Annotated in this window: 7 protein-coding genes; 2 read left to right on the top strand and 5 right to left on the bottom strand. The window is 67.1% G+C overall.

What is annotated here, in order from left to right; all coding sequences use genetic code 11:
* The 4 genes from ACTIAO_RS16735 to ACTIAO_RS16720 form a co-directional block, all read right to left on the bottom strand.
* On the bottom strand, positions 1-631 hold a 631-nt coding region (locus tag ACTIAO_RS16735), incomplete at its 3' end, for an IS256 family transposase (protein WP_441907246.1).
* A 640-nt stretch (positions 632-1271) separates the two neighbouring features.
* Entirely contained in the window at positions 1272-1946 is a 675-nt protein-coding gene (locus ACTIAO_RS16730) for an ABC transporter ATP-binding protein (RefSeq protein ID WP_441907245.1), read from the bottom strand.
* A gap of 62 nt (positions 1947-2008) precedes the next feature.
* Positions 2009-3088 carry a FecCD family ABC transporter permease gene (locus ACTIAO_RS16725; protein WP_441907244.1) on the bottom strand — a complete coding sequence of 360 codons (1080 nt, stop codon included), beginning with the start codon at positions 3086-3088 and terminating at the stop codon, positions 2009-2011.
* Positions 3063-4073, bottom strand: a complete 1011-nt coding sequence (locus ACTIAO_RS16720; RefSeq protein ID WP_254908935.1) for an ABC transporter substrate-binding protein — start codon at positions 4071-4073, stop codon at positions 3063-3065. Before ACTIAO_RS16720 ends, ACTIAO_RS16725 begins: the two co-directional genes overlap by 26 nt.
* Before the next feature lie 77 nt (positions 4074-4150).
* On the opposite strand from ACTIAO_RS16720, the gene ACTIAO_RS16715 reads away from it, so the two are divergent.
* Both ACTIAO_RS16715 and ACTIAO_RS16710 read left to right on the top strand, forming a co-directional pair.
* Positions 4151-4783, top strand: a complete 633-nt coding sequence (locus tag ACTIAO_RS16715) for a DJ-1/PfpI family protein (RefSeq protein ID WP_087013761.1) — start codon at positions 4151-4153, stop codon at positions 4781-4783.
* Positions 4784-4910: 127 nt separating this feature from the next.
* A complete protein-coding gene (locus tag ACTIAO_RS16710; RefSeq protein WP_441907243.1) occupies positions 4911-5615 on the top strand; it encodes a hypothetical protein in 705 nt (234 codons plus the stop codon).
* A gap of 170 nt (positions 5616-5785) precedes the next feature.
* Here ACTIAO_RS16710 and ACTIAO_RS16705 read toward each other — a convergent pair.
* Positions 5786-6140: integrase core domain-containing protein (locus ACTIAO_RS16705; RefSeq protein WP_441907242.1), on the bottom strand; the 355-nt coding region annotated here is incomplete at its 5' end.

The raw sequence follows: 6140 nt of genomic DNA, 5'->3' as shown, positions 1-6140 counted from the left end.
CAGGCCGGTTGGCGACCTGCCCGTCGCGGACCTTGATCACGAGCGCGTCGATCAGAACCACGGGATAGACGACGTCCAGCGGACGGGCTTGCCATTCCTGCATGTCGCCGAGCACCTTGTCGGTCACCGTCGACACCAGATCACGAGAGACGTCTGATCCGTAGAGATCGGAGAGGTGCTTGGCGATATCGCCGGTGGTCATGCCCTTCGCATACAGCGAGATCACCGCCTCGTCGAACCCCGCGATCCGGCGCTGATGCTTGGGCACGACCACCGGCGCGAACGTGCCCGCCCGGTCCCTCGGGACCTGGATCGTGAGATCGCCGATCTCGGTCCGCACCGTCTTCGGCGTGGATCCGTTCCGGCTGTTCGGCGTCTGCTTCCCGACCCGATCGCCCGGGTCGTCGCCGAGGTGCTCGGTCAGCTCCGCTTCCAACGCGGACTGCAGGACCTGCCGGGTCAGTCCCGTCAGCAGCCCGTTCGGGCCAGTCAGTTCGATCCCTTGACCACGAGCGGCGGCCACGAGTTGCTCCGCGACCGCGGTGATATTCGGCGGCGCAGGAAGGACCTCCCCGGTTCGCAGATCGACGGTCTCGGATTGCTCAGTTGTTGTCTTCAATTCAGTGCTCATGACGTGATTCATCTTCCCGTCCGACCGAAGCCGAACCGATCACGCCGAACCCCTCACACACAAACTTTCCGACAGACCCCGACTCACTCAAAAATCATCCCGCGGAGGGCGAGACAAATTAGGAGACACGCCCTAGTTCAGTGTCGATGAAGTGCGGTATCTCGGTGAGGTACATGATCGCGGCTTTCGGGTTGAGGAGGTTGGTGGTCAGCCCCATGCAGAACAGTCTCCAGTTGCTGTCGCGCGGGAGGTGCCGGATCTCGAACACTCCCCCCGGCCGCTTGGCCGCGACGCTTGCCAGGCCAGGTAGGCGAGGTAGGCGACGCCCGCTGCTTTGAGGCCGATGAACAGCCAAGGAACAGCCGCCGAGCCGGAGCTGCTCCCCTCACCTCCTGCGCCGTCCACCTGCCGGTGCTCTCCATCGCCACGCTCTCGCTGGGCTGGGGACAGGACGCCACGTGGGTGTTCGGACCAGTCGCGTTCGCTACCAACCTCGCGGCCATCCTCCTACTCGGCCTGTGCCTGGCACTGCTCCACCGACGCGGCCCACTCGAGACGCTGGTCTCGTTCCTCGCCCGATCGGCAGGTCGTGGCGCCCGACGAACAGCGTGAACGGAGTGCCGACGTCGCGGCCCACCGGTCAGGGGAGCGGCGTGTGTACGAGGTGTTCGGTGCCTGCCGGAGTGGTAACGACGAACGAGTCGATGTGGAAGACGTCGCGCAGGACGCCGCGCGTCATCGCGTCGCCCGGAGCCCCCTGCTCGACGACGGCGCCCTGGTCGAGCACGATCACCTGATCGGCGTACCGATAGGCGAGGTCGAGATCGTGCACGGCGCTGACGACCGTCATGGGCATCTCCTTCACCACCTGCAGGATCATCGATTGGTGCCGGACGTCCAGATGGTTCGTCGGTTCATCGAGGACGAGCAGGCTCGGCTGGTGGCGGACGGCGCGGGCGAGCAGCGCTCGTTGGCGCTGGCCTCCCGACAGGGTCAGGACGGGCTGGTCGGCGAGCGGGACGAGACCGACCCGTTCCAGTGCCTCGAGGACCGACGATCGTGAGAGGCCTCCTGGACCCAGCGCGATGAGCTCGGCGACGGTCACGTCGGGGAGCGGACCGGAGTCCTGGCGGAGCACCCCGATGTTCCGTGACCGCTCGGAGCCCCGCAGCGCGGCGATGTCCGTCCCGTCGATCAGCACGTCGCCGGTGTGCGGCGGGTGGTGTCCGGAGAGCAGGTTGAGGAGTGTGCTCTTCCCGCTGCCATTGGGCCCGATGATCGCGGCGAACCGGCCGTGTCCTACCGAGGCGGACACGTCGCGAAGCGCGTACCGCCTGCCGTATCTCACGCTGACGCCGTCGAACCTCACGTGTGCGATCAACTGAACGCCTCGGTCCGGCTGCGGCGCATGAGCAGGATGAAGACCGGTACGCCGATCGCCGCCGAGAAGATACCCACCGGGAGCTCTGTCGGCGCGAGCACGGCTCTGGCAGCGAGGTCCGCGGCCAGGAGGAGGATCGAGCCGAGGAGCGCACTGACAGGTAGGACCCGTCGATGCAGCCCGCCGACGAGCAGTCGAGCGAAGTGGGGGACGATCAGGCCGACGAATCCGATCGTGCCGGAGACGGCGACCGCAGCTCCCGTCAGCAGCGCGGTGAGGGCGAAGACGACGAACCGAGCCCGCCCCGGCCTGAGGCCGGAGGCGGCTGCCTGCGCGTCGCCGAGACTCAGCAGGTCGAGCCGGCTCGCGCACACGACGCTGAGGGCGATGGCCACGGTGACGACCGGTGCGACCACGGCGACGAGTCGCCACTGGGACCCCGCCAGGCTGCCCAGGAGCCAGAACACCACCTGCTGGGTCGCGTCGGAGTCGCCGGCGCGAATGAGCAGGAAGGACACCAGACCGCCGAGCAACTGTCCGATGGCGACTCCGGACAGCACGAGGCGGCCAGCCGACAAGCTCCGTCGAGAGGTGGCGGTGGCGGCCACGGCGGCACCCGCGGCTGCTGCACCGAGGAACGCGGCGGCCGGAAGGAGCAACCCTCCGGCCGTGGCCACGCCGACGGTGGTGACCACCAGCACCGCGCCGACGCTCGCACCGGACGACAGACCGAGGACGTAGGGGTCTGCGATGGGGTTGAGGACCAGCACCTGAACGCAGGCGCCCGCCACGGCCAGCGCGGCCCCGACGATGATTGCCTGCAGCACGCGCGGAACCCGCAACTCCCAGACGATGAACGCATCCGGACCGGATGGATCGCCACCGCTCAGCCGCTCGCCGATCACCTGCAGCGTCCTCGCCGGATCTACCCGTACAGCCCCGAGCCCGACCCCCATCACCGACACGGCGATGAGGGCCAGCAGGAGTCCGACGATGATCACGCCGAACGGAAGCCGGCGGAGGGCGCCGGTACGTCCCGTCCCGGCCGGGCTAGTCGGCCGCTCGTGCGACGGCATCCGCCACCACCTTCACGGCCTGTGCGTTGAGCAGGCTCGGCGAGAGCATCAGTCGCTGCGGGACGATCACGACGTTCCCCGAGTGCACCGCGGTCGTCGACGACAGCAGTGGACTCGCAACGATCGAGGCCTTCAGGTCGACATCGTCCTCCGCGGAGAACCCGGAGATCACGACGATCACCTTCGGGTCGGCGGCGGCGACGGCTTCGGCCGACAGCGAGGCGAAATCCTGCAGTTGGTCGCTGGCGATGTTCGTCCCGTGCGCCAGTGTGATGATGCCGTTCGCGAAACTGGACCCACCGGCCGTGGAGACGCCGCCGCCTCCGTCAGGGACGCTCGAGAGCGTCAGCACCGGAACGTCCTCGGAGACGCTCTGCGCAGTGTTCGTGCTCACCTCCTCACGGATGCGAGCGACGAGAGCAGCGCCGCGCTCGGGAACGTCGAACGCGTCCGCGAGCGCCGTGATGTAGCGGTACGTCTCGTCGATGTCCTCCACCGGCCCGGACTGCTCGGTGCGGCACGCCGAGAGGGCCGCGCTGCCCGCGGCACGGAGCTGGTCGACGGTCGCCGTTCCGTCGAATCCGCCGAATTCGTATTGCGAGATCCCGGTGACGAGATCGGGTTCTGCGGCGATCACCGCCTCGGCCGAGCCGGTCCCCGTGTCGAGCACCGGGACCGCGTCGAGTTGCGTGCGGAGGTCTCCCTCGAAATCGGTGACGAAGTCCGGAGCCGCCGTACCGACAATCCTGTCGGAGAACCCCAGCGCCGCGATGAAGGCTGCAGCGCCGGCGTCCATGGTTACCACGCGCTGCGGGACGCCATCGAGGAGTGGGTCCGCGGGGCAGGCGGGTCCCGCCTGAGGCTGCGGGGTGGCCCCGGCGCTCGTCGACTGCGGGGCCGCCTCCGTGCCGGTGGCCGTGGCGCAGCCCGAGAGGACGAGTGCCGAGACGAGGAGAGGGAGTCCGCGATGCCATAATCTGTTCACGGGGTAACTCTACGTGATGTAGAGAGTCCCATCAGACTACTTGCAGGATTATTCTCTACAACATGTAGAGTGAGCCTATGGCCAGTGAGATTCGCAGTGCATTGTCCGTCGAAGTGTTCTTCTTCCCCGGCGTCGAGGAGTTGGACGCCGTCGGGCCCTGGGAGGTGCTGCGATTCTGGCAGGACCTCGGTGACCGTGACGTCCGCGTCCGTTCGGTCAGCGTCGGCGGCCAGGGCGTCGAGTGCTTCAAGGGTTTGAAGGTCGGTGTCGATGGGCCATTGGGAGACCAGACCCCGGACATTCTGATCTACCCGGGAGGACCGGGAACGCAGGCCATGGCCGCCAACGAGGATCACGTGGCCGAGGTGCGCCGCTTGGCTGAGGCCGGAAGTGTCATGGCGTCCGTGTGCACGGGTGCCTTCGTCCTCGGCGCTGCCGGTGTCCTCGGCTCTCGCGAGGTAACCACGCACTGGATGGCTCGCAAGCAGCTCGCTGAGCAGTTCACGGACGCCACCGTATGGTCCGGTGCTCGGTGGGTCGATTCCGGCTCGGTCGTCACCAGCGCCGGAGTGTCGGCCGGCATCGACATGGCACTGCACCTCGTCGATCGATTTGACGGGCGCACCGTGGCACTCCGGGTCGCCAGCGCGATGGAATACCCGTGGCGACCGGAGAACGACGAACCCGAAGCACCGGCGCCCGCCGCGTAGCGACCGAGCCATCCGAGCAGTGGCCAGCTCCGGCGTGGTTCGGAGCTCAGCTCCGGGTCACGTTCTCGTTGACCCAGTCGCGGAGGAGGCCGAGGGGTATGGCGGCGCTGTCTGCCAGGATTGAGCCATGGAACCCCTGCGCTCTGAGCTGCGCGTCATCGAGGCGGCGGAAGCGCTCGCAAAAACGCTCGGAAACGACCCGAACCACACAGTCGCGGCCGCCGCAATGGACACTGAGGGGCACCTCCACACCTCCGTCAACGTGTATCACTTCACGGGCGGACCCTGTGCGGAACTCGTTGCGCTCGGCGTCGCCGCGGCGGCACAGGCCGGACCTCTCGTTGCGATGGCCGCCGCAGGCGATCGCTCCCGCGGCTTGATCCCGCCATGCGGCCGATGCCGCCAGGTCATGCTCGACCTTCACCCCGACCTGCTGGTCGCCGTTCCCGACGAGACTGGTCCTCAAATGCTGCCGATCGCCAAGCTCCTGCCGCATACATACTTCTTCCCTGACGCCAATGCCGAGCGCGTCCTGCGATTCAACAAGCGCCACTACGAACCTGTCGCGGCCGGCACCAAGACCTCATCCGTACGCTGGGACGAACTCCTGCCCACCGGACCCGTAATTCTCTACTTCGAAGACGACGGCCGACCGCCGCTCAGAGGCGAAGTCCTGGCGGTCAACAACTACCACCTAGACGAGCTGACTCCCGAGACACTGCGCCTGGATGACGGCGGTACCGTCGAGGGGTACATCCACGGTCTCCGCCAGCACTACCCGGCTATGCCCGACGACGCGCGCGTCGACGTCGTCGACTTCGCCCTGCGCTAAGACGCGCTGCCAGCTGGACGGAGCAGGAGGCGCTGGGTCTGTCGGAAAGTTTGTGTGTGAGGGGTTCGGCGTGATCGGTTCGGCTTCGGTCGGACGGGAAGATGAATCACGTCATGAGCACTGAATTGAAGTGACTCGCCCCGGCGTGTCTGGAGAGTGTTTTGCTGGTGTCAGCCGGCTTGTTCGACCGGTTCGTTGCGAGCGTAGTCGAGTTGTTCGACCTCGAGGGGCGTGAGGTCGTCGATGGAGCCGTGGGTGCGTTCGGTGTTGAACCACAGCACCCAGGAGGCAGTGGCGGCCTCGACTTGGTCGACGTCGCGCCAGGGCCCTTCGTGGTGGATCAGCTCGGACTTGTACAGGCCGATCTGCGACTCCGCGAGGGAGTTGTCGTACGCGTCGCCGACGGACCCGACGGACGGGTCAATGCCTTCGTCGATGAGCCGGTCGGTGAACGCGATCGACGTGTAGACGGCGAGTTCAACCGGTCGATGCAACACCGCCTGTTGCGAGCAACTGTATCTGCTC

Source organism: Microbacterium sp. (genome assembly GCF_052099035.1).
Classification (GTDB): Bacteria; Actinomycetota; Actinomycetes; order Actinomycetales; family Microbacteriaceae; genus Microbacterium.
This window is presented reverse-complemented; position numbering and strand designations above follow the sequence as displayed.